The organism is Mycetohabitans sp. B2, from assembly GCF_021733735.1.
Lineage (GTDB): Bacteria > Pseudomonadota > Gammaproteobacteria > Burkholderiales > Burkholderiaceae > Mycetohabitans > Mycetohabitans rhizoxinica.
On record NZ_JAHKSP010000011.1, the window covers coordinates 1 to 688 of the forward strand.

A 688-nucleotide genomic window follows, 5' to 3' on the forward strand; every position below is an offset into this window, starting at 1 on the left:
CAGCACCATAGCGGACAACATGCGATGCGACAAAGCGGCGTGACGCTCGGGGTTCAAACGCCGGGCGTCGCAGCGGTGAGTAATGTGGTGCAGCAGGCCAGCGCGGGCGCCCACAGTCAAGACGATCGGGTACGGGCACTGCGCGGGATAGCCGGGGCAAGCGGCCTGTACGACGCGTACCAGTCGGTGCCGGGCGAATTAGGCACGCTGGCCAAGGGCGAGATGCCCGAAGCGAAGCTGACAGTGAGTATCGGCTCGTCCGGCAGCCGCTCAGCGTTCAGCGAGGACAGTACGCAGGCGCGCGGCAATCACGTACAGGCAGGCGGGCTCGCAAAATTCCAGGCGACGGGCGAGAAGGACCAAGGCCAGGGGAACGTGATCATTCACGGTTCGGATATCGATGCGAAAAACGTCCACCTTGAGGCCACCCACCGGGTCGATCTGCTTAACAGCACCGACACCGAGCGTATGCGTAACGACAATGGCTCAACAAGTGGTAGCGTCGGCGTATCGATCGGCACGAAGGGGCTCGGGGTGTCGGCGTCGGCCGCGCGCGCCAACGGCGACGGCAATTCGGACTGGGCGATGCAGAACAACACGCACGTTCGCGCGAGCGACACTGTGACGCTCAAGAGCGGCGGCGATACGAACGTCGTGGGCGCGAACGTGAAGGGCAATCGGGTGGTCG

At 64.4% G+C, this 688-nt stretch carries 1 protein-coding gene; it reads left to right on the forward strand.

What is annotated here, in order from left to right:
- Positions 1-24 precede the first annotated feature (24 nt).
- Positions 25-688 (forward strand): hemagglutinin repeat-containing protein (locus KPG66_RS01980; protein ID WP_237069869.1); only part of this gene is annotated, 664 nt, incomplete at its 3' end.